We start from the raw sequence: 22463 nt of genomic DNA on the forward strand, positions 1-22463 counted from the left end.
ACAATATCGCCACGAGAACCTTCTTCGGCATAGTGCCATGCTTTTTTAATTTCGGCTTCGGTTTTGATGGTCGATTGTCCTTTGCCAGAAGAGCTCATCAAAGGTTTTACGACACAGGGAATGCCAACTTCGGTTACTGCCTTTTGTAATTCTTCAGCAGAAGTGGCATACCGATAATTTGCCGTTTTTAATCCCAATTCTTTGGCTGCCAAATCGCGTATGGCTTTTCGGTTCATGGTAAAATTGGCTGCTTTTGCCGATGGAACAACGGTTATTCCCTGCTTTTCGTAATCATAAAAACGCTCCGTTCTGATGGCTTCTATTTCGGGAACGATAAAATCAGGTTGATGTTTGGCTACGATGCGGTCAAGTTCGGAACCATCAAGCATGTTGATGACTTCAAATCCGTGAGCGACTTGCATAGCCGGTGCATTTTCATAACTGTCGACAGCAATAACGGTTTGCCCTATGCGCTGCGCCGCAATAACAAATTCTTTTCCTAATTCTCCGGAACCTAATAATAGTATTTTTGACATTTGAATATTTTTAAACCATTAAGATAATTAAGAATTACACTTAATGAAACTTAATACCTTAATGGTTTTATATTATAAATTGTTATACTAAAGCTGCCGCAATTCTTTTGAAAGCTTCGGTTAGTAATTCTTCACTGGTGGCATAAGAAATTCGGATGCAATTTGGATTTCCAAAAGCGTCACCTGTTACCGTGGCAACATTGGCTTCTGATAATAAATACATCGAGAAATCATCGGCATTGTTAATCAATTTTCCACGCAATGTTTTTCCAAAATAAGAAGAAACATCTGGAAAAAGATAGAAAGCACCATCAGGAATAGTAGTTTTTAATCCTGGAATTGCTGCAGCCAATCTAACCACTAAATCTCTACGGTTTTTGAAAGCAGTTACCATGTCGTTCAACACTTTTGGGTCGGCATCAACCGCTGTAATAGTAGCTCTTTGTGCAATAGAATTGGCTCCTGAAGTCACTTGTCCTTGCATTTTGGTACACGCTTTGGCAATAAATTCGGGTGCGCCAATATAGCCAATTCTCCAACCGGTCATGGCAAAAGCTTTGGCAACACCATTCACGGTAATAGTTCTTTCAAATAAACCGGGAATAGAACCGATGCTGCAAAATGTTCCTGAAAAATTGATATGTTCGTAGATTTCGTCTGAAACGATATAAATGTTTGGATACTTTTCTAATACTTTGCCAATAGCCGTTAACTCTTCCCGATTATAAACCGAACCACTCGGATTACAGGGTGAACTGAACCACATCATTTTGGTTTTAGGAGTGATGGCTTTTTCTAATTGTTCAGCGGTCATTTTAAAATCGGTTTCAACTGAAGTTGGTACTTCTACAGGAACGCCACCCGATAATTTGATAATTTCAAAATAGGAAACCCAATACGGTGCCGGAAGAATAACTTCATCTTCATCATTCAACATTACTTGAGCAATATTATACAACGATTGTTTGGCACCAGTTGAAACTACGATATTGGCTGGATTGTATTCTAAGTTATTATCGCGTTTGAATTTTCGGCAAATGGCTTCTTTTAACTCTAAATAACCATCTACAGGAGAATAGGTGCTGTAGTTTTCATCGATGGCTTTTTTTGCCGCTTCTTTTATAAAATCAGGGGTATTAAAATCGGGTTCACCCAAACTCAAACTGATAATGTCTTTTCCTTGGGCTTTTAATTCTCTAGCTAAGGCAGCCATTGCCAGCGTTTGTGACGTTGATAAATTATTTATTCTATCCGATAATAGGTTGTTCATGTTGTGTTGTAATTAAATATTTTATATTTTAAAATAAAAACCATTAAGGTATTAAGAAAATTAAGATTTTTGGTGCTTAATATTGCTTAATATCTTAATGGTTAAAAATTCTTCATTTAAAATTTTAGGCTAATTGAGGTTGTCTTCCCAATTCTTTTAAATGTTTGAAATGAGCAATAACGGCACTTCGCATTGTTCGGTATTCGTGATAGGGTAAATTACATTCTTTAGCTGTTTCTTTTACTATTTTAGCTATTTTTCCGTAATGTATGTGGCTAATGTTTGGATAAAGATGGTGCTCAATCTGATGATTTAATCCGCCAGTATACCAATTTACGAGCCAATTTTTGGGAGCAAAATTTACGGTGGTAAACAATTGATGAATAGCCCATGTATTTTCCATTTCACCTTCTTCATTAGGTTTCGGATTTGAAGCATCTTCAATAACATGTGCCAATTGAAAAACGATGCTCAAAATTAATCCTGCTGTGTAATGCATAACAAAAAAACCAATTAAAACTTTCCACCACAATACTCCTAAAATCATAGGAAGTACAATCCAAATCGAAAAATAAATAACTTTTGTAATTACCAAAGTCGTCCAAAGTATTTTAGGAGATTTAACGTCGCCATATGATAATTTTCTTTTCAAATAAGCTTTCATCTGTTTAAAATCAGTTGTTAATGACCAATTGAAGGTCAATAATCCGTACAAAAAAACAGAATAATAATGTTGAAATTTGTGAAAACTATACCATTTTGCATCTTTTGTAAAACGGATAATTCTTCCCGCGTCTAAATCTTCATCATGTCCATGTATGTTGGTGTAGGTATGGTGCAATACATTGTGTTGTACTTGCCAATTGTATACATTACCAGCCAAAATATATATAGTTCCTCCCATAAATTTATTAATCCAATTTTTATTAGAATAGGAACCGTGATTTCCATCGTGCATTACGTTCATTCCTATTCCTGCCATACCAATTCCAATGACGATAGAGAGTAAAAAGAAAACCCAAAATGGCATAGAAGTTAATGTAATTATTAAAAAGTAAGGAGTTAGGAAAACACTAAACAAAATAATTGTTTTCAAGTGTAATTTCCAATTTCCAGTTTTTTGAATATTATTTTCTTTAAAATAGTTATTAACTCTAGAATTTAGGGTTCTAAAAAATTTTAAACTATCGTTTTTAGAAAATATAGGTGTTGTGGTATCCATTTAAAATAAATTAATTTTTGCCCAAAGATAATTATTATAATATTTTAAAGATTATAAACAAATCATAATTATTAACCAAAAGCAGTATTTTTGTTCAAAATTCATTTTATGGAAGAAATTATCAAACAATTTCCTAATCTTACTGATAATCAAATACTACAGTTTCAAAAACTCGAAGCGTTATATCAGGATTGGAATGCAAAGATTAATGTGATTTCCCGTAAAGACATTGATGCATTATATACCAAACACGTTTTGCATTCGTTGGCTATAGCCAAAATACAGCCGTTTGAACCCGGAACCTATATTCTTGATGTGGGAACTGGTGGTGGTTTTCCTGGAATTCCCTTAGCGATACTTTTTCCTGAAACCCGTTTTTATTTGATAGATGTTATTCTGAAAAAAATAAATGTAGTAAAAGCAGTTGCCGAAGCATTAGCATTAAAAAATGTAAAGGCCGAACAAATGCGTGCCGAAAACGTAAAAGGCGATTATGATTTCATTATAAGTCGAGCGGTGACCAACATGCCTGATTTTGTTTCATGGATTAAATACAAAATCAAAAAACAAAACAAACATCAATTACCAAACGGAATACTTTATTTAAAAGGCGGTGATTTAACCGAAGAATTAAAAGACTTTCCAAAAGCAAACGAATATAACATCTCTGAATTCTTTAAAGATGAATTTTTTGAAACCAAAAAAGTGGTGCATTTGCCACTTAAATGTAAAGCATAAAAAAAGTCCTCTCATTTTTTCAGAACGAGAGGACTTTTTTAGTATTAATTCTTCACAATTTTCTTTGTCACATTTCCACTTTCATTTCCAATAGTAATGAGATAAACTCCTTTTGTCAAAGAAACTGGAATTTCAAATGTTCCATTGATATTGTTGTTTTTTGACTGATAAATGGTTTTGCCTAACATATCTGAAATTGAAACCGATGCATTGTCAATAGCATAGGAAGTATTTATTTCAATAGTATTTGAAACAGGATTTTTTATCCAAAGTGTTTCAAAAACAGGATTCACTGTAGTTAAAGTGCCATTTAAAATTTCGTTCAAAGCAAAAGCTACATTATTTGCATTCAAAGTAACGTGATTTTCATTTACTGTTGGGATTAAAGATGCGGCAAAAGGTGTTGTTGTAGATGAAGTTATTGGCGAATATAAGTTGTTTGTATTTCCTACAGCCATTGAACTCCAAGTTGGGATGAAAGTAAAATAGTCTGCATTGAGATTATCGAAAAATTGTGTTAAGATAGGGTCAGTTCCAAGTCCGTTTGAAAAACCAGTTATATCAAATCGTCCTCCTGGTGCAGTATCTAAGCCGGCTGTAAATGTTGGAGCTTTTGAATTGGCCAAACTTTCAAAACCAGTAATCCAAAAAAGCACAACATATTGTTGGCCTCTAAAACGACTTACTTGATTTGTTTGATTTGCAGCTGGTGTAAATCTTAAATTAATTATTGCTCGTTGTGTTGGCGTTATATTTAATGTATAATTCATTACTTCAAAATCTGGGCTGTAATTGTTTGCCCCATTTCCAGCTCCGTTTGAGATAGAAACATTTCTTGTATTAAGCGGAAAACCCATTGAGTTTAGCTCATTTTGGAATTCTGTTCTATAATTTGGAGCACCAGTGGGTAAAAGAGAATTTGAAGCGGTGTTAAATTCAAACAAACTACCCGTTTGTAAATGACCTTCCATATGATCAATTAGCATTTGTCTTGCAGCAGGACTTTTTATTAATCCGTTTACAACTGGTTGTACAGTTACATTTCCAAGTGGACCATAAGCTAAGTAATTGAATAAATGTTGAAATCCTATTGGAACATTAGCGCCTTGATGCGGTGAATCAAATGAAATAAAAAGTCGTGTATCATGATTAATATTATTCATTTCCATATAACGTAATGCATACCTCGAAATTAAACCACCCATACTAGGGCCAATAACCACGTTTTTTTGATTTCCTACTTTTTGAGCGTTTATTTGATTGATTAATGATACCAGCACAAAAGCGTTTCTTTGAATAAAATCTACACCACCATCAACTACTGTTGTGGTATTAGGTCTTGTGTATGTTGGAAAATTTAAAAGAACAATGTCAAATCCTTGTGTTCTTAAAAAATCAGCTAGATTTTGATTAGTCCCATAATTAAGTCCAGCATAAATAGCAGCAATATTTCTGCTATCACCAGGATCAAAACCATCAACTAGAAAGATAGGCTTGTCTAAAATGCCGTCAACAGTATCAGGAAAAATTTCATATTCTCCTTGTCCCAAAAAAGCTGTAGTTTCACCAAAACCTTGATAGGGAGTTGCTGCTGTGATTGTAGTTACTGCACTAGGTTGTAGGTTTTGCGAATTATCTTTATTGGCTGTTCCGTTATTTTGATCTTCAATAGTAATAATGAAAGACTCATAAATAATATCTCCATTAGATAATATAATTTTACAATTTACAGTTTGTTTTCCATTTTCAGAAAAATTGATTTGGAAAGGAACATTAGTCGAAATTGTTTTCCAATTTTCATCTTTTTTTGCTTGAATAGCAATACTTGTAATATTTCTATTGGTGGTATTAAAAATCAAATTATCTTTTAAAACAAAAGTCACCTGACTGGATTTTGATTTTAGCGCAATAGGAGAAATTAGATTTAGACTATGTTTTTCAAAAACATTTTGAGCATTTCGTCTTAATTGAAATTGACGGTTTTCATTTAAAAATAAATCACCATTTTCAGAAGTAGTTTTACTGATTTTTTCAAAATCTGAAATTAAAATACTCAACGGAATTTGATTCTGAGCAAAACCAATATTGGCTTGTTCTCGAATAAAATCGAGTTTTGGCAATCGATTTAAAAAATCGGCACGTTGCATTTCATGATAAACCTGCATGAAATAATTTGCCGTTATTTCTGTTTTTCTTTGTTCTGTTGCATTTGAAATCCCAAAAACTCTGTCATAAAGAATCTTAGTTTCTGTTTTGTCTTTCAATAAATCATACGATTTGTCCTGTGCAAAGCTTAAAAGTGAAAAGAGAGAAAAAAGCAGTAGTGTAATTTTTAATTTCATAATCAGAATTATAATTTATTTTTAAGTTATCAAATATACAAAGAATCTATTTTCAATGGAATAAAAATTTTATGTAAAAGCTTGAAATTTAATACGATGGTTGAAAAAAAACCTATTCCCCCAAAAACGGATAACGATAATCCTCAGGAGTAACCATAGTTTCTTTGATGGTTCTTGGGGAAACCCAACGTAATAAATTTTGCATGGAACCCGCTTTATCGTTCGTTCCCGAAGCTCTTGCACCACCAAAGGGTTGCATGCCCACAACGGCACCGGTTGGTTTGTCATTGATATAGAAGTTCCCAGCACTGTTTTGTAAAGCCAATGTTGCTTCTTCAATAGCGTAACGGTCTTGGCTGAATACGGCTCCTGTTAATGCATATTCCGAAGTGGTGTCAACTAATTCTAATGTTTGTTTCCATTTTGCATCTTCGTAAACATAAATAGTCATTATAGGTCCAAAAAGTTCCGTTTCCATAGTAGCATACTTTGGATTGGTTGTAACAATAACGGTTGGTTCGATGAAATAACCTTTTGTTTTGTCGTAGTTTCCGCCCACAATGATTTCGGCATCAGAATCTTTTTTTGCTTGGTCGATGTAGCTTGCTAATTTATCAAAAGAATTTTCGTGAATTACAGCCGTAATAAAGTTTCCAAAATCCTCAGGCGAACCCATTTTCATTGATTTTACATCGGTTATTAGTTGCTCTTTTACGGCTTGCCATAAACTCTTTGGAATATAAGCTCTGGATGCAGCGGAACATTTTTGCCCTTGGAATTCAAATGCTCCACGAGTAATTCCAGTAACCACTTGTTTTACATTGGCACTTGGATGGGCTAAAACAAAGTCTTTTCCACCCGTTTCGCCTACAATTCTTGGATAGGTTTTGTATGTATGAATGTTATTTCCAATTTTCTGCCAAATTTCTTTGAATACAAAAGTCGAACCTGTGTAATGAACTCCAGCAAAATCTGGAGAAGCCAAAACAGTATCGGTAATCATTACTGGATCACCAAAAACAACGTTGATTACGCCATCAGGCACACCAGCTTCTTTGAAAACATCGATAATAATTTTTGCCGAAAAAACCTGGCTATCGCTTGGTTTCCAAACCACAACATTACCCATCAAAGCAGCGCTTGCAGGTAAGTTTGCAGCAATAGCCGTAAAGTTAAACGGAGTTATTGCATACACAAAACCTTCCAATGGGCGATATTCCACTCGGTTCCAAATATCTGAAATTGATTTCGGTTGGTCGTTATAGATTTGGGTCATGAATTCAACATTGTAACGCAAGAAGTCAATCAACTCACAGGAAGCGTCAATTTCGGCTTGAAAAATAGTTTTGGATTGTGCAATCATGGTTGCTGCATTTATTCGGGCACGGTAAGGTCCAGCGATTAATTCAGCTGCTTTCAAAAAGATAGCGGCTCTTTGTTCCCAAGCCATGTTTGCCCATTTTTGCCTAGCTTCAAGAGCTGCGCTAACTGCTTGTTCGATATGTTTTTTTTCAGCCAAATGATATGTTCCTACTATATGTTGATGGTCGTGAGGAGCAGTCATGTTTCTAGTATTTCCAGTACGAATTTCTTCGCTTCCAATGTAGTTTGGAACATCAATAGTTTCGTTCCACATTTTTTTGTATGCAGCTAAAACGGCTGCTTTTTCAGGAGAGTTTGGTACGTATGATTTTACGGGTTCATTAACCGCTTTTGGGACATGAAAAAATCCTTTTAGCATAATTTATTTATTAGATAATTAGTAAATACGATAATTAAAAAAGTTAAATAATGCGAATTATTTATTTTAAACAAAAGTACAAAGGAATTTTTGAATTTTTGACAACAAGGAATTAAAGATGAATTCCCTTTTAAATAAAGATACTAATTTAAAGCAAAAGGTGCGCTAAGTTTGAAAGTTGGCACTATAACTTTAAAATTGTTAGTAGAAGTAAAGTTTATCATATTGAAATAACCACCCATCGCTCCGAATGGTGAAGATAATAAACAACCAGAATTATAGATGTATTTTTCACCAGGTTTTAGAACAGGTTTTTTACCTACCACACCTTCGCCATCAACAATTTCAATTTCATTCAATGAGTCTAAAATTTCCCAATGCCTAGTGTACAATTGTACAGAGTCTTTGCTGTGGTTTTCGATGGTAATTTCATAACTAAAGGCAAAATGAATCTTGTGATTTTTGAAGTATGTGCCTTCAAAACTCGTCAAAACCGAAATTTTTATGCCTCTTGTTATCTGTGTAACCATGAGTTTTGCTTATTTAATGATGCCAAATTTACGAAAAATAAAATTTGTAAAGTAAATTTGATGTTAAATTTTTTTAATTTGTAATGTCAACCGAGGTTGCCATGCCTTTTCCTATAATTCTATCAAATCGTTGGTTATTTTCTCGATAATAAACCAAAGCGAAATAGTTATTTTCGGTTATATTGTAATTTCCATCAATAGCATTTTCTTCATCAATTTTTCCTTTTGAATCCGCTAGCACATATTGAAAATTGGTAAAACCTTGTTTAATCATAATTGCCTTTTCAAAAACCCCTTTTTCTATATTAAACTCCATTTTGTTTTCTTCATTTAAAGCAAAATTGTTGAACATACCATTGACATATATAGCTTTATCTCCAAACTTGTTTGGCGCATTAAGCGTAAAGTAAACCCAAACATAATCTGCTTCAATTTCATTGTTTTCTGCACCTATATTATTAATAATAAAATTACCATTAATATCAGGAAAGTAGGTGTATGGAGCTTTTCCTCTTGGTGAGTTTGGATATAAATGAGCGCAATACAATCCGCCGAGTGAATTTATGTAAGCAATACTATTATTTGCTGCTCGAATATCTTTGTTTTCAAAATTTAAAAATTCGTTTCCACCCCAAAATTGAGTTTCTGTATCATATTTGTAAATTAAATCATTACCAATTGTAAATTGTGGTTTAATATTAGTAATTGCAGTGTCCCATCTACCATTTTGCAAAAGCATTACTTTTACATTAGTTAGTGGGCTTTGAAATAAAAAAGCACTTGTTTTTATTGAAAAATCTAAATTTTGTTTTTGATTTACATTATTTAAAGTTCGGGCAATTCTAACTTTCATTGGGACGGAAACAATTTCTTCGTATAAAATAAATTTTTTAGAGAAGATTACTTCTTTGTCATCATTTAAAATTTTTATAACATAATTACCACTTACTCTAAAACTTGTAAGCTTGTTTGGAAATGAAACTCTGTAGTGAGAATAAATTTGAAGTGCGTTTATGGAATTAGTATAATCCTGAATTCTTTGATCATCAAATCCTGTGATGTATTCTTGTTTTACTAATTGTGAGGGTTTCCAATCATAATCACAATGTGTGAGTGTGTAAAAATAATTGGCTTCTGATCCATGTAAATCATCAAAAATAAACTGAAAATTATCACCCAATCTGAAAATAGGAATAACGTTTTGTTTATTTTGAATAAAAGAAACTGTTTTTATATAGTAAGGTGGAGTAATTTCTTTTTCTTTTTGAGAAAAAATTAATCCTGAAATAATTATAAATATAAAAGTGAAAATCCGCTTTTTAAACATAGTTTTTAATTTTCGAATGGTAAATATAATAATTATTTATCACATGAATTGAGCCGTTTTTTTTCATTACGATATTGTAACGCTAATATTTTGTTAAAAGTATTTTGAAAGTATTTTTTTTCTTAGTTTCACAATAAATGTAATCTTTATCCGTTATAATCTTTATATAAACAATAAACTTAACTTTATGAAACAAATTTTAAAATCGGTACTAGTCCTTTTATTAATTCCAGTAGCAATTTTTGCTCAGGACTTAAAAGGCACAGACGCAATTCCCTTTGATGCAAATGTAAAAAAAGGAACCCTAAAAAATGGGCTAACATACTACATTAGAAGAAACACAAAACCCGAAAACAAAGTTGATTTGCGTTTGGTAATTAATGCTGGTTCCATTCTCGAAACCGATGATCAACAAGGATTGGCGCATTTTATGGAGCATATGTGTTTTAATGGAACAAAGCGTTTTCCAAAAAATCAATTGGTGGATTATTTACAAAGTATCGGGGTAAAATTCGGGCAACATTTAAATGCCTACACGAGTTTTGATGAAACGGTTTATTTTCTTCCAATCCCATCGGATAATCCAGAGAAGCTAGAAAAAGGATTTCAAATTTTAGAGGATTGGGCCTTTAATGCCAATTTAACTCCCGAAGAAATTGACAAAGAAAGAGGTGTTGTGCTTGAGGAATATCGTTTAGGTCTTGGTGCCGATAAAAGAATGGAAGACAAGTATATTCCGAAAATGATGTACAATTCTCAATATGCCAATCGTTTACCAATTGGTAAAAAAGAAATTTTAGAAAACTTCAAATATGATAAATTGATAAGTTTTTATAAAGATTGGTACCGACCTAATTTGATGAGTGTAATTGTTGTGGGTGATATTGATGTAGCAGCAATGGAGAAGAAAATTAAAGACCATTTTGAAAGTTATCAAAACCCAAAAAATGAAAAACCCAGAAAAACTTTTGATGTGCCAAATCACAAAGAAACATTTGTTGCAATTGAAAGTGATAAAGAAGCAGCTCAAACTCAGATTCAATTGTTGTATAAAGATTATGGTTTGCCAAAGAAAGTTAAAACAATTAATGACCTTAAAGAAAACTTGACCGAAGGTTTATTCTCCACCATGTTGAACAATCGATTGAACGAATTAACAAATTCACCCACACCTCCATTTACTTATGGTTTTACATATCACGGCGGAACATTTGCTCGAAATAAGGAAGCATTCCAATCTTTTGCCATGATTGATGAGTCCAAACAAATTGAAGCATTGAAAGTTTTGGTTACCGAAAATGAGAGAGTCAAAAAATTTGGTTTCACAACAGGAGAATTTGAAAGAGCTAAATCAGAAATTTTGGCAAGAAGTGAAAGTAGTTATAAAGACAGAGATAAAAAAGAATCCGAAGATTACGTATGGCGGTACCAATCTAATTTTTTAGAACAATCACCCTCTCCAGATGCAGAATGGTCATTTAATGCAACTAAAAATTTATTGCCAACCATTACTCTAAACGATGTAAATGTTTTAATTAAAGACTATTTAAAAGATGATAATAAAGTAGTAGTAATTACTTCACCCGAAAAAGAAGGATTAAAAAAAGTAACCGAACAAGAAGTTTTAGCTGCACTGAAAGTAAATGCTAATGATTTGAAACCGTATGAAGACAGAGCAGTTGCCAGTAGTTTGTTACGCAATCCAGTAAAAGCGGGTTCGGTGGTAAAAAAAGAAACCAATGATAAAATTGGATCGACCACTTTAACTTTATCAAATGGAGCTAAAGTAACCTACAAGAAAACCGACTTCAAAAATGATGAAATTCTATTGGAGGCATTAAGTTTTGGTGGATCAAATTTATACACCAACGACGAAATGAAAAAGGTTCAATTTGCTAACGGAGGATTAACCGAAGCTGGTTTTTCGGGATTAGACCAAAATGATATCGACAAGTTTATGGCAGGGAAAATAGCCAGTGTATCACCATATATTAGCAACACAACCGAAGGTTTTAGAGGAAGTACTACTCCAAAAGATTTAGAATATGCTTTTCAAATGGTACACGCTTATTTTACCGATTTGAATTTAAATGCAGCTGCTTTTGAAGGTTACAAACAAAAACAATCGAACTTTTTTGAAAATATGATGTCGCAACCGAGTTTTTATTTTCAACAAGAATTTTACACTTATTTGAATAAAGAAAATCCGAGATGGAACGGAATAGTGCCAACAAAAGAGAAATGGGCTGAAGTAGATTATCAATTGGCTTATAATAAATACAAAGAACGTTTTGCCAATGCTGGAGATTTTGAATTTTTCTTCGTAGGAAATGTTGACGATGCCACAATGGAGGAATTTTCCAAAAAATATATCGCATCTCTTCCTTCAAATAATGTTAAGGAAAGTGCTAAAGATTTAGGTTATCGATTATTAAAAGGAGATATCAAAAAAGTAGTCAAAAAAGGTAAAGATCCAAAAAGCAATGTAACTATTATGTATTATGGCGATGCTACTTACTCTCCAAAAGAAGCTATAGCTATGACAGCACTTGGCGAGGTATTAACCATTAAATTGATTGAAGAATTAAGAGAAAACGAAAGTGGCGTTTATGGTGTAAGTGCACGAGGAAGCATGAATAAAATGCCTTATGGTTCCTATAATTTCAATATAGGATTTCCATGCGGACCTGAAAATGCCGAAAAATTAATTGCATCTGCTTTGACTGAATTGGATAAAATTATCAAAAACGGACCAGAGGAAAAAGATGTGAATAAATACAAAGAAGCCGAAGCTATGGAGTATAAAAAGAAAATGAAAGAAAACCGGTATTGGATGACTAATTTCACTAAGTCTTTTATGAATGGTTCAAGCCCAGAGGATATTTTAGTTGCTTCTGAGAATGTGAAGGCAGTAACCGCAAAAGAAATTCAAGATGTGGCTGTGAAATATTTATCAAAAGATAAAACCATTGGTATTTTAATGCCCGAATAAGTTTTTAACATTTATATAAAAGTCAACATACTGAAAAGTGTGTTGGCTTTTTTATTTAAAACAAACTGGAATAATTTCTCCTTTGGCTAAGCAATATTTTTCGACTAATTCAGGTGCAATTTTGTTGGTATAATCTTCCTCGACTACTTTAAAACCAATACTTCGTAGCTTGTCAAAATAATCTCTTCCATAAACGCGAACGTGGTCGTATTGTCCAAATATTTTGGCACGTTCTTTTTGGTCAACAATCGTATCGTCTGAAAAAGTGGTGGCTCTTAATAAATCCTGCTGAATTTGAAAAATGCCCATTCCGCCCGGCTTTAAAACGCGATACAATTCCTGCATGGCTTTGGTATCATTAGGAATGTGTTCTAAAACGTGATTGCAAAAAATAATATCATAAGTATTGTCTTCAAAAGGTAAATTACAAATGTCTGCTTTTACATCTGCCAAGGGCGAAAGCAAATCGGTTGTGGTATAGTCAATATTCTTTTGCTTTTTGAAACGTTTGTAAAACTCTTGTTCAGGGGCAAAGTGGAGAACTTTTAATGCTGAATTCGTTTCAGCATTTCTTAACTTTATTCTTTTATTTTTTGAGATAGGAGAATCTGAAACAGGTTCATTAGATTCTGAAACAAGTTCATTAGATTCTGAAACAAGTTCAGAATAAAAAAAATCGGTTTCATTTTGCAAATACAACCATAATAAACGATGTCTTTCTAACGAAAGTGTGCTTGGTGAAAGGACATTGTTTCTTTGGGTTCCATAACCATAGGGCAAAAACATTCGGAAACTTTTCCCGTCAATTGGGTCAGTATATCGACTTCCTTTTAACAAAATAGCTAAAATTGGTCTAATCACGATACTTAATCGAATAAGAATGGGTCTTGGTATGGTATTTAGGATAAATTTAAACACAGATTTCACAGATTTCACAGATTAAATTAAAGAATAACTCGTTTATATTTTAAACTGTCCTCACCAAAATTGATTAATAATCCTAATTTATTTTTTGAAGCAGCTAAATAATTTAATGTTTGTTTTATTTCACTACTTGATAAACTTTCAATAGCTTTTAATTCTAAAATGATTTCATCAAAAACAGTAAAGTCTGAAAAATAATATCTAGGAAGTATAATTTCTTTATACTCAATATTATATTTTTTTTCTCTTTCGTATTTTATATTATTCATCTTAAACTCATATTCCAAGGCATCTCCATATACATTTTCACTATGTCCTTTGCCTAAAATTTTATGGACTTTCATACACAGGCCAATTATTTTATATGTTTCCTCTTTTAAATAAAAATCTTCCATTTACAATCTGTGCAAATTTGTGAAATTTGTGTTTCTAAACTCCTCTTCCTCATTACTGACAATTCCCAAAGCTTTATAAACATAATCAAAAGTGGAGAGCAACTCTGGTTTTCCATCAATTAGCGCCACATTATGTTCAAAATGAGCACTTGGTTTTCCGTCGGCAGTGAGGATTGTCCAGCCGTCTTTGAGTTGTTTTATGTTTTTGGTTCCCATATTAATCATGGGTTCAATGGCAACTGTCATTCCTTCTACAAATAGTTTTCCTCTTCCTCGTTTGCCATAATTGGGCATTTCGGGATCTTCGTGCATTTTTGTTCCTAGTCCGTGACCAACAAGTTCGCGAACGACTCCATATCCATGAGATTCAGTATATTTTTGAATGGCATTTCCCACATCTTCCACACGATTTCCGATTTTGAATTCACGAATTCCAACGTAAAGACTTTCTTTGGTCACTTGAAGTAGTTTTTTAACCTCGGGCGCAACTTCTCCAATTTCAAAAGAGTAAGCATGGTCGCCATAAAATCCGTTTTTCAATACACCACAATCTACCGAGATTACATCGCCTTCTTGCAGCGGATTATTATTCGGAATACCATGAACTACTTGAGCATTTGGACTCATGCAAAGTGAATTAGGAAAACCGTATAATCCTAAAAATCCTGGTTCAGCACCATGATCTCTAATAAAAGTTTCTGCCAATTTATCTAAATATAATGTGGTTACGCCAGGTTTTATTTCTGAAGCAATCATGCCTAATGTTTTGGATACAATTAGAGCACTTTCGCGCATCAATTCTATTTGTTCTCTTGTTTTTTGTATAATCATTATTTAAATATCAGTCGGCAAAAGTAACTATTTTACCACTATCTATTCAGGATTTGCCATGATTTTAAATAACTCGGCATTTGAATTGAAGTACCGATTTTCAATAGATAGTTGGGAAATTTGTACGTTGACTAAATTATTTTCTCGGGTATTGATTAAAAATAAAGAGCTTTCACCAAAAGTAAACAAGCGCTCTTCGGAGTTTAGCATCGTTTGATTGTCTTTTACAAGATCGTCAATAAGTTTTTTTTGTTTTTCGAGAGATGCAATTTCAGTTTGTTGTGCGATTATTTTATTGGTTAATTGTACCTTCTCGAGGTCAAGATTGAATTGTGCATCTTGCATTTCGAATTTTGTAATTTTCAAACTTCCTCTTTCTTTTCTTAAGAATAACGGGAAATAAAAATTAAGACCCACTTTATAATCCTGAAATTTATATTGGTCAAACGCACTTGGTTCAGATAGATAGGAATAGCCAAGATCAATTTTAGGCAAGAGCATATTGGCTTTTAATTTTCTTTCAACATCGAGCATTTGTATTTTATTTTCTAATGCATTTATTTTTGGGTTATTGGCAATAGATTGATTGGCGACCATTAATTCATTGGTGCGCAGTGTTTCCTTGACGGTAAACATTAAATTTTCTTCGGGAATAATACTATCCTGTAATTCCATAGGAATATTGTTTTCTAGCCACAAATAGTTGGAAAGTTCTAGCTTTGCTTTCGCTAATTTTAATTGACTGTCTTCTAAACTTAATTTTCTATTTCTCACGATGATTCCTGCTTCAACACTATCTATAGCAGGTTTATCACCTTCTTTAATTAAATTTTCTATTCCTTTATATCGTATATTGGCATTAACTAGGTAGGTTTCATACATTTTTACTTCATTGAAATTTCTTTTCCAATTAAAGTAAGCGATAGATGCATCATAGAGCACCGCGATTGCCATTAAATTTCGCTCAGCTTGACTAAGACTTAATTGTATCTTGGCTTTTCGTAAATCGGCCATTCTTTGATTAATAAATAATCCTTGACCAATGGGAACATTAATTCCCAAAGAAGTCAAACCTTGATTGGGCATTGTATTTTCGGGATTTAAAAAAACTCCTTCACTGTTATCAAACCCAGCTTTTATTTCAATTCCATACCAAGTTGGGATTTTAAAGCTACTGTTTAAAATAGAATAGTATTCGCTGTCTTTGAATTTTTTTTGTTCAAAATCAACTTCAATTTTAGGGTCAAAGCCACCACGAGCCATCATCATATTTGCTTGTGCTTGACTAATTTCAAGATTGGCACTTTTGACCAACGGATGGTATTTTTTTACGTATCCTAAATACTCATTGAAAGTGAGTTCTTTTTGAATTACATTTTGTCCAAAAAGACTAAAGCTGATAAAGAAAAGTATGTAAAAAAGTTGTTTCATTATTTTTTATCTTTTGTTCCCGTTTCTTTAGGTTGATAATAATTTGGTGGGAATCCGTTGAGCGTTCGCCATAATTCAAACCATACAGGAACATTGTCTAATAAAGCTAATGTTTGTGCGCCTGAGCCAATACTCACTTGTTTTGGCCATGCTTCCTCTTCTGAGTCCGGTGCAATAAGAACTCTAAACTTTCCGTTTGAACTAATAAAGTTTTCTACTGCAACAATTTTACCGCCAAATGTCCCGTAACTCATTCCTGGCCAGCCAGAAAAAACTACAGTAGGCCAACCATCAAACCAAACTCTTACTTTTTCCCCTTTGTGCACTAGCGGTAAATCGGTTGGTGATACATAAGTTTCTACTGCGATGTCAAATTTTGCAGGCGCAATGCTTACTATTTGTGTACCTTCTTTTACGGTTTCACCAAGACCAGCTTGTAATGCTCTGTTTATGGTTCCGTTTTGAGGTGCTTTTATATAATACATTCCATTTCGGATTTGATAATTCACAACTTGGTTTTTCAACTTATTTACCTGCGCTTCGGTATCAAATTTATTGCTTAAAGCGGTGAATTGGTCACTTCTTGCTTTTTGCTCTTTTTCATTATACTCAGCACTAATTCTGTTGATTTCTACTTTGGCATTAATTAGTTCGTTTTTACTGGTCAATAATTTGTTTTCTTGGGTAATTATTTTAGCATCAGCGTCTTGTAATTTCAATCGTTTTTCTTCTACATCAGTCATAGGTTTTAAACCTTCTTTGTTCAATGCAATGGCTCGATTATACTGCGTGTTTGCAATTTTTAATTGTGTTTTTACCGCTACTAAATCAATACTATCACTGGTAACTTTTAAAACGCCTTGACGAATTTTGTTTTGAGCTTGTTGTAGTTTTAAATTGCGTTCTCTTTTTATCGCTTCTATCTGAGAGTCGAGTGTGGTAACTTTATCTGCATAAGAAATTTGAGACATTTCTTTAGCTTTCATTTGGTTTTCGGTATTTTTAACCAAATTTGGATCAAGATAATCTTCTTTGATTTCCGAAATAAACAAAATAGTATCTCCTTTGTTTACAAAATCTCCCTCTTTTACATACCATTTTTCAATTCGTCCAGCAATAGGGGTTTGAATAGTTTGTGGTCTTTGATCTGGTTTTAGCGTTGTTACAGCACCAGATCCAGAAATATTTTGTGTCCAGGGTAGAAATAATATAATCAAGCATAAAATAGACACACCAATAATTATTTTATTTAAAATTTTGTAATGAGGTCTTTCACTTAAATATTTTACAGTGCTATACTTTTCAATATTTTCTGTTATATGATTTTTATTAGAAATATTAAGCATAATTAAATCGTTTTAGTATCGTTAATTATTGTTCCTTCTGTCATAGTAATTGTTCGTGTACATTTTTCTTTCCAATAGGAATTTTTTGACGATACAATTAATGTCCATTTGTTCTCCTTAGCTGTTAGGAAATCTATTACTTCTTTTGCTATTTCTGTATCCATTTTATCCAAAGCTTCTTCGAAGAAAAGTATTTTGGGATTATTGATAATGCTTCTTGCTAAAAGTATTTTTTGTGCATTTGATGAAGATAATTGTTTTCCTTCTGGAAGTATTTTTGTATCTAATCCATTGGGCAAAGATTTAATAAAAGAACCAAGTTTTACACTATCAATCGCCCATTTTATTTGGTCTTGTGTAATTGATGGATTTTTAAAGGTAATGTTTTCTAGTATTGTTCCTTCAAAAGGAGTTTCTCCAGTAAGAATTGTTCCAATTTGTGAACGATATTGTTCTAAATCAATTTTCCTGTAGGTATCGTCGTTGATAAATAGCGAACCAGAGACAGGGTCTAATAATCCGCAAAGTATCCTAATCAAGGTAGTTTTACCAGAGCCATTGTTTCCATCAAGTAGTATTTTTTCTTCGTTTTGTATTTTTAAATTGATGTCATTCAATATAAAATCGGGAGAGTCTGAAAATTTAAATTTAATGTTTTCTGCCTCAAGAGTTATGTTATTGTAACAAATTTCATTTGTGGTATCTTGAGAAACTTCTATTTGAAGATCGGTGATTTGCCCAATCTTTTCGACAGCTGTTAATACATCATAAAATGTTTCCAATCCAACAACTATTTTTTCCACCGAATTTATGACTAATAAAATAATAATTTCTGCAGCCACGAATTGTCCAATATTCATTTGTTGATTTAAGACCAAAAAACCACCAATTAGTAGCAAACCCGCCGTAATAATTACTTTAAACACGATAAGTTGTGTGTATTGTCTTTTGATAATGGAAAAATGCCTTTCACGATATTTTAGGTATTCACTCACTAATTTGTCGTTCTTTTTTAATGCAAATTCATAATTGTTTTTTTTGCGGAAACTAAAATTATTTCTTGCAATTTCTTGAAGCCATCCAACAACTTTATATTTGTATTTTGATTCTTTCATGCTTGTATCAAGCCCCGATGCAAATGAAAATTTAAAAATGATATACAATAATGAAATTAATACAAGTCCGAAGAATATAAAAACAGGATGGTATAAGGAAAGAAGAATAATTCCAAATATGATTTGTAAAAGAGCTGTGGAAAAATCGATTAACAACTTTGATGCTCCTTTTTGAATGGTTATGGTATCAAAAAAGCGATTGGCTAATTCTGGAGGATATTGATTGTAGTATTCCTCAAATTTTATTTTAGGTAATCGGTAGCTAAACTCAAAAGAGGAACGAACAAATATTTTTTGTTGTAAATTTTCGGTTATTCTTAGTTGCATGATGGATAAAATACCTACTAAGGCTACACCAATAATAACAATCACCACAAGCACGATCCAGGAAACACTTACCCTGCCTGATTGAATTAAATTGATAATTGCTTGAATGCCTAAGGGTAAAGATAAACTCACTAACCCAGCAAAAATGGCATAAAAAAACACTTGTAAAATATCTTTCCTATCTAACTTTAATAAATTTGTTAAACGGTTTAACGGCGTTAATTTCATGATTACGAATTTAAAGTTTTGGTAACTAAATTTATATAAAATTCAGTTGGTGAAACATTTTGATTGCAGTTCGTTATTGTTTTCAAATGATTTTTTAGAAAATGCTGATGCAAAGCACCTTCAACAATAGACGAAGCCAAACTTTTTGAAAAAGTATAATCAGAGTTTACAGCTTCAATCATTTGTACTAATCTATTGATGACTCTTTTATATATTAGAAAAAATCCTTCTTTATTTTCTTCATCAACTTCTTTAGTAAGCAATGTTTTAGTGAATTCTGCAATAATGATTTTGTTAAGTAAAGACTCATTTATATGTTCAGTAGAAGAGTCGTCTTCTATTTTTTCTGTAACTATCGCGATAGCTTTTCTTAGTTTCTCTATTGGGTTTTCGATATTATTTGTTGAAAAAACCAATCGATATTCTATCCAACCCCAATACCAAGAGGAAAGATAAACCAATAATTTGTGTTTACTTTCAAAATACCGATAAATGGAACTTTCATTGGAACCAATTCGTTCTCCCAATTTTTTGAAAGTGAAATTTTCAAATCCTATTTCATCTATTAAAATGATACTTTCCTGAATAATTTTTCTTCCAAGACTTGATGTCTCTGGGTCTTTGACATAAATTTTGTCATTGACTTGTATTTTTAATGATAATAATAAATCGTTCATAATTTTAGTTAGTCATTTGTTGATGGATGAAAATCGTGTTTTTCTTTTTTCTTTAAATCAAAATTGTATAAAAGTGTTAAGTTAAAGAAATCGCGTCCGGTTTCATCATTAATTTTATAATCAAATTGATGGATATAACCTGTTTGTATGGCTAAACTTTCAGAAAACTCATATCCGCCTCCAATGAAAAGTCGGTTTCTTTCAAAAAAAGGTTCGTTGTCGGTAAAGAAAATTTCATTCCAAGCCGACAGATAAAAAGTTTTAGGTACTATTTTTTTTCCTTGTAATGGAACCACAGCTGATAATCGATACCTAAATCTATTTCGGTATCCGTTTGAAGTAAATCGTTGTTCCGCTCGGTATCGATGTTCAAAAACGATATAATCGAAAGGGTTTTTTAAATTGACTTGAGCCCAAGTTCGAATTTCATTGTTTTGCATTGGCTTTTCAAAATTTCCACCTTCGCTATAGGTATTGTAATCTCCAATGCCTGTTGTAACTGAAAAATTTGGTTTTATTTTGTAGGTTGCACCCACTTTTATTTCATAATAATGAAATTGATTATAAAATGATAGACTCCGAATTTGACCTTCGGTAAAAACACTCCATTTTGAATTTATTTTCATAGTAACATTTAGAATATTCCAGGAACCAAGACCATTTTGTGCAACCGAATTGCAAACAATAAAAAGAAATAAAACACAAATATTTTTTTTCATTTTTATGAAACTGTTTTATTAGGTTTTATTGTATTCATTTGTATTACATCCACTAAAAATGCAAAAGCCATTGAGAAATAGATGTATCCTTTTGGAATTTCAAAATGAAATCCTTCGGCAATTAGCGAAACGCCAATCATCATTAAGAAACATAATGCTAATACTTTAAACGATGGGTGTTTCGTGATAAATTCGCTAATAGGTTTTGAAGCGACCAGCATGATTAGAACAGTCACAATTACAGCGGTATACATGATCCATAATTCTTGAACCATGCCAACTGCCGTAATAATTGAGTCTATAGAAAATACCAAATCCAAAATGATCACTTCTCCCAATAGTTTGCCAAAACTGCCCTTTTTTGGTAATTCTGCTTCGGGTGATTTGAGGGCTTCTGTTTTATGATAGATTTCTTTGGTACTTTTATAAATCAAGAACAAACCTCCAATAATTAGAATGAGTCCTTTTCCTGAAAATTCAACATCAGAAATGGTGAATAAGGTTTTATCCAATTTTAAAATCCAAGAGATAAGCGCTAACAAACATAATCGCATTACCATGGCCAATCCAATTCCCCAATAGCGAAGCTTGTTTCGTTGGCTTTCGGGTAATTTATCTGCCAAAATAGAGATAAAAATAATATTGTCTATTCCTAAGATAACTTCTAAGCAAATAAGCGATAATAAAGGGACTACTATTTCTGTCATTTTTATTTTAAATTAATGCGGAAACCAAAATTTATATTGTTTAATTCTGGTAGGTTAGGGTTTATTTGGTTGTCTTTTAAATCTAGGTATTGCAAATGCTGTAAACTCATTATTTGTTTTGGTAATTCCTTTAATTGATTATTGTTTAAATACAACAACTCTAATGAATCCAGCTTATCGAATTTTTTTGGTAAGGATTTTAAATTATCATTTTCGAGATGTAATTCTTTTAACATTGGTAAACTAGATAGAATATCCATGTTTTTTTCTAAATCAAATTGTTTTTCATCGTTAAGGTATAAAACTTCTAGTTTTGATAAACTTTTCATCGTTTTTGGTAGTGTTTTGAAATTGTTACCACTCAAATCCAGTATTTTTAATTTATTAAGTTTAGAAATTCCTTCAGGAATTATAGTCAAGTTATCATTTTTTAAGCTCAAGTATTCTAGATTGGTAAATACTTCCCATTTGATATCCTCTAAAATTAAATTTTGATTGCCAAGGTCAAGACTTATAACCTTTTCTGGTGTTAACAAAGCATCTTTTAAGTTGGAATACTTGTTTGTACTAGGTACATTTTCTATTTGTGCAAAAGCTACAGTATTGCCTAATAAAAAAATTAATACAATCAGTACAATACGTTTCATAATTATATAGTTTAAAGTTTCAATGTGCAAATATAATAGTAATACTATCAAAAAAGAAAATTTAACTTTTATTTATGTAAAAAAATATGGCAAAGTACTGGTGTTTGTTTCGTGTGGATGTATTTATGAACTCGATTTTTTTTCAATTATTGAAATTGACTTTTGCAATAGTAATGAGTTTGGTATGGTAATAATTTCTCCTTCTTTTGTTTTAAGATGAACAAAAAAGTAAGTCAAATCAGAAATTTCTCCAGAAAAGGGATAATCTTTATCTAAAACTTCGATACAATCACCAATTTTTAGCGGATGGTTAAAGAATAAAATGATACTCGATGTAATGTTAGATAACAAAGACCATTGTGCGAAAAAAGCAATCCCTAAAGCGGTTAGAATGGTACTCGCGAAAATGGCTATTTCA

General features: G+C 32.3%; 20 protein-coding genes. 2 read left to right on the forward strand and 18 right to left on the reverse strand.

Annotated features, from left to right (window positions below; all coding sequences use genetic code 11):
* The 3 genes from ACK5ON_RS00135 to ACK5ON_RS00145 all read right to left on the reverse strand — a co-directional run.
* Nucleotides 1-536 (reverse strand): ATP-grasp domain-containing protein (locus tag ACK5ON_RS00135; RefSeq protein ID WP_409818725.1); only part of this gene is annotated, 536 nt, incomplete at its 3' end.
* A gap of 82 nt (nt 537-618) precedes the next feature.
* Nucleotides 619-1806: a pyridoxal phosphate-dependent aminotransferase gene (locus tag ACK5ON_RS00140; protein ID WP_409818727.1), complete on the reverse strand. Its 1188-nt coding sequence runs from the start codon at nt 1804-1806 to the stop codon at nt 619-621.
* Between the two features lie 124 nt (nt 1807-1930).
* Nucleotides 1931-3028, reverse strand: coding sequence for a fatty acid desaturase family protein (locus ACK5ON_RS00145; RefSeq protein ID WP_409818728.1), 1098 nt, complete (start codon nt 3026-3028; stop codon nt 1931-1933).
* Between the two features lie 108 nt (nt 3029-3136).
* Here ACK5ON_RS00145 and rsmG point away from each other — a divergent pair, with 108 nt between their 5' ends.
* On the forward strand, nt 3137-3766 hold the full coding sequence (gene rsmG / locus ACK5ON_RS00150) for a 16S rRNA (guanine(527)-N(7))-methyltransferase RsmG (RefSeq protein WP_409818730.1): 630 nt from the start codon (nt 3137-3139) through the stop codon (nt 3764-3766).
* Between the two features lie 44 nt (nt 3767-3810).
* Here rsmG and ACK5ON_RS00155 read toward each other — a convergent pair whose 3' ends face one another.
* The 4 genes from ACK5ON_RS00155 to ACK5ON_RS00170 form a co-directional block, all read right to left on the reverse strand.
* A complete protein-coding gene (locus ACK5ON_RS00155; RefSeq protein ID WP_409818732.1) occupies nt 3811-6108 on the reverse strand; it encodes a T9SS type A sorting domain-containing protein in 2298 nt (765 codons plus the stop codon).
* A gap of 112 nt (nt 6109-6220) precedes the next feature.
* Nucleotides 6221-7849 carry an L-glutamate gamma-semialdehyde dehydrogenase gene (gene pruA, locus ACK5ON_RS00160; RefSeq protein ID WP_409818734.1) on the reverse strand — a complete coding sequence of 543 codons (1629 nt, stop codon included), beginning with the start codon at nt 7847-7849 and terminating at the stop codon, nt 6221-6223.
* A gap of 143 nt (nt 7850-7992) precedes the next feature.
* Nucleotides 7993-8379, reverse strand: coding sequence for a Co2+/Mg2+ efflux protein ApaG (gene apaG / locus ACK5ON_RS00165; RefSeq protein ID WP_396173278.1), 387 nt, complete (start codon nt 8377-8379; stop codon nt 7993-7995).
* A gap of 73 nt (nt 8380-8452) precedes the next feature.
* Entirely contained in the window at nt 8453-9706 is a 1254-nt protein-coding gene (locus ACK5ON_RS00170; RefSeq protein ID WP_409818737.1) for a DUF5103 domain-containing protein, read from the reverse strand.
* Nucleotides 9707-9893: 187 nt separating this feature from the next.
* On the opposite strand from ACK5ON_RS00170, the gene ACK5ON_RS00175 reads away from it, so the two are divergent.
* On the forward strand, nt 9894-12698 hold the full coding sequence (locus ACK5ON_RS00175; RefSeq protein WP_409818739.1) for a M16 family metallopeptidase: 2805 nt from the start codon (nt 9894-9896) through the stop codon (nt 12696-12698).
* A 51-nt stretch (nt 12699-12749) separates the two neighbouring features.
* On the opposite strand, the gene ACK5ON_RS00180 is transcribed toward ACK5ON_RS00175, so the two are convergent.
* From ACK5ON_RS00180 to ACK5ON_RS00230, 11 genes are all read right to left on the reverse strand, one after another.
* Nucleotides 12750-13625 (reverse strand): class I SAM-dependent methyltransferase, encoded by an 876-nt coding sequence (locus ACK5ON_RS00180; protein ID WP_409818741.1) that lies wholly within the window; start codon nt 13623-13625, stop codon nt 12750-12752.
* A gap of 17 nt (nt 13626-13642) precedes the next feature.
* On the reverse strand, nt 13643-14017 hold the full coding sequence (locus ACK5ON_RS00185) for a GxxExxY protein (protein WP_396173285.1): 375 nt from the start codon (nt 14015-14017) through the stop codon (nt 13643-13645).
* Nucleotides 14018-14848, reverse strand: coding sequence for a type I methionyl aminopeptidase (map, locus tag ACK5ON_RS00190; protein ID WP_396173287.1), 831 nt, complete (start codon nt 14846-14848; stop codon nt 14018-14020).
* Between the two features lie 42 nt (nt 14849-14890).
* Nucleotides 14891-16279, reverse strand: a complete 1389-nt coding sequence (locus ACK5ON_RS00195) for a TolC family protein (protein ID WP_409818745.1) — start codon at nt 16277-16279, stop codon at nt 14891-14893.
* Nucleotides 16279-17625 (reverse strand): HlyD family secretion protein, encoded by a 1347-nt coding sequence (locus ACK5ON_RS00200; protein ID WP_396173291.1) that lies wholly within the window; start codon nt 17623-17625, stop codon nt 16279-16281. The genes ACK5ON_RS00195 and ACK5ON_RS00200 overlap by 1 nt, the downstream gene beginning before the upstream one ends.
* Nucleotides 17626-17627: 2 nt before the next feature.
* Nucleotides 17628-19295 (reverse strand): peptidase domain-containing ABC transporter, encoded by a 1668-nt coding sequence (locus ACK5ON_RS00205; RefSeq protein WP_409818748.1) that lies wholly within the window; start codon nt 19293-19295, stop codon nt 17628-17630.
* Between the two features lie 2 nt (nt 19296-19297).
* Nucleotides 19298-19972, reverse strand: a complete 675-nt coding sequence (locus ACK5ON_RS00210; protein WP_396173295.1) for a TetR/AcrR family transcriptional regulator — start codon at nt 19970-19972, stop codon at nt 19298-19300.
* 8 nt (nt 19973-19980) lie between these two features.
* On the reverse strand, nt 19981-20691 hold the full coding sequence (locus ACK5ON_RS00215) for a DUF2490 domain-containing protein (RefSeq protein ID WP_409818750.1): 711 nt from the start codon (nt 20689-20691) through the stop codon (nt 19981-19983).
* 2 nt (nt 20692-20693) lie between these two features.
* A complete protein-coding gene (locus ACK5ON_RS00220; RefSeq protein WP_396173298.1) occupies nt 20694-21398 on the reverse strand; it encodes a TerC family protein in 705 nt (234 codons plus the stop codon).
* A gap of 2 nt (nt 21399-21400) precedes the next feature.
* Nucleotides 21401-22045, reverse strand: coding sequence for a leucine-rich repeat domain-containing protein (locus ACK5ON_RS00225; RefSeq protein WP_396173300.1), 645 nt, complete (start codon nt 22043-22045; stop codon nt 21401-21403).
* Between the two features lie 123 nt (nt 22046-22168).
* Nucleotides 22169-22463: mechanosensitive ion channel domain-containing protein (locus ACK5ON_RS00230; RefSeq protein WP_409818753.1), on the reverse strand; the 295-nt coding region annotated here is incomplete at its 5' end.

The sequence above is a fragment of the Flavobacterium sp. genome (assembly GCF_046317795.1).
In the GTDB taxonomy this organism is placed as follows: domain Bacteria; phylum Bacteroidota; class Bacteroidia; order Flavobacteriales; family Flavobacteriaceae; genus Flavobacterium.

Bases quoted from the DNA above. Each gene is read 5' to 3' on its own strand.
- ACK5ON_RS00140 (WP_409818727.1), bottom strand. From the start codon at position 1,806: ATGAACAACCTATTATCGGATAGAATAAATAATTTATCAACGTCACAA.
- ACK5ON_RS00145 (WP_409818728.1), bottom strand. From the start codon at position 3,028: ATGGATACCACAACACCTATATTTTCTAAAAACGATAGTTTAAAATTT.
- rsmG (WP_409818730.1), top strand. From the start codon at position 3,137: ATGGAAGAAATTATCAAACAATTTCCTAATCTTACTGATAATCAAATA.
- ACK5ON_RS00155 (WP_409818732.1), bottom strand. From the start codon at position 6,108: ATGAAATTAAAAATTACACTACTGCTTTTTTCTCTCTTTTCACTTTTA.
- pruA (WP_409818734.1), bottom strand. From the start codon at position 7,849: ATGCTAAAAGGATTTTTTCATGTCCCAAAAGCGGTTAATGAACCCGTA.
- apaG (WP_396173278.1), bottom strand. From the start codon at position 8,379: ATGGTTACACAGATAACAAGAGGCATAAAAATTTCGGTTTTGACGAGT.
- ACK5ON_RS00170 (WP_409818737.1), bottom strand. From the start codon at position 9,706: ATGTTTAAAAAGCGGATTTTCACTTTTATATTTATAATTATTTCAGGA.
- ACK5ON_RS00175 (WP_409818739.1), top strand. From the start codon at position 9,894: ATGAAACAAATTTTAAAATCGGTACTAGTCCTTTTATTAATTCCAGTA.
- ACK5ON_RS00185 (WP_396173285.1), bottom strand. From the start codon at position 14,017: ATGGAAGATTTTTATTTAAAAGAGGAAACATATAAAATAATTGGCCTG.
- map (WP_396173287.1), bottom strand. From the start codon at position 14,848: ATGATTATACAAAAAACAAGAGAACAAATAGAATTGATGCGCGAAAGT.
- ACK5ON_RS00195 (WP_409818745.1), bottom strand. From the start codon at position 16,279: ATGAAACAACTTTTTTACATACTTTTCTTTATCAGCTTTAGTCTTTTT.
- ACK5ON_RS00200 (WP_396173291.1), bottom strand. From the start codon at position 17,625: ATGCTTAATATTTCTAATAAAAATCATATAACAGAAAATATTGAAAAG.
- ACK5ON_RS00205 (WP_409818748.1), bottom strand. From the start codon at position 19,295: ATGAAATTAACGCCGTTAAACCGTTTAACAAATTTATTAAAGTTAGAT.
- ACK5ON_RS00210 (WP_396173295.1), bottom strand. From the start codon at position 19,972: ATGAACGATTTATTATTATCATTAAAAATACAAGTCAATGACAAAATT.
- ACK5ON_RS00215 (WP_409818750.1), bottom strand. From the start codon at position 20,691: ATGAAAAAAAATATTTGTGTTTTATTTCTTTTTATTGTTTGCAATTCG.
- ACK5ON_RS00220 (WP_396173298.1), bottom strand. From the start codon at position 21,398: ATGACAGAAATAGTAGTCCCTTTATTATCGCTTATTTGCTTAGAAGTT.
- ACK5ON_RS00225 (WP_396173300.1), bottom strand. From the start codon at position 22,045: ATGAAACGTATTGTACTGATTGTATTAATTTTTTTATTAGGCAATACT.